The organism is Pseudoalteromonas sp. T1lg24, assembly GCF_002964745.1.
In the GTDB taxonomy this organism is placed as follows: domain Bacteria; phylum Pseudomonadota; class Gammaproteobacteria; order Enterobacterales; family Alteromonadaceae; genus Pseudoalteromonas; species Pseudoalteromonas spongiae.
In genome coordinates this window covers 105,203-105,552 of record NZ_PQCB01000034.1, presented here as the reverse complement: position 1 = coordinate 105,552, position 350 = coordinate 105,203, and the positions used below count along the sequence as shown (strand labels likewise).

Below are 350 nucleotides of genomic sequence, written 5' to 3'. Positions count from 1 at the left end.
GGCGGAGAGATAGGGATTTGAACCCTAGATAGGCTATTAACCTATGCCGGTTTTCAAGACCGGTGCTTTCAACCACTCAGCCATCTCTCCATGCGCAAAATAATACTCAGCCAACCGTAAACTGTAAATAGCAAAAAGTTTGTTTGCTCAAATAAACATCAAAAAATTAACATTTTTATTAAAAAAAGTAGTTTTCACAACTTTATCATCAATATTTGCCATCAATCACCAAACATTACCGCTAATCATCTTGCCAAACTCGACCTTTTAAAAATTCGTAATATAGAACCCAACAAAACGATTTAACTTCACCGCCATGAGGAATGAGACATGAATAAACTAATTACAGT

The 350-nt window shown here is 35.4% G+C and carries 1 tRNA gene; it reads right to left on the bottom strand.

Going from position 1 to position 350, the window contains the following annotated elements:
- Positions 1-2: 2 nt before the first annotated feature.
- A tRNA-Ser gene (locus C2M30_RS19980) sits at positions 3-90 on the bottom strand.
- Between the last annotated feature and the right edge of the window lie 260 nt (positions 91-350).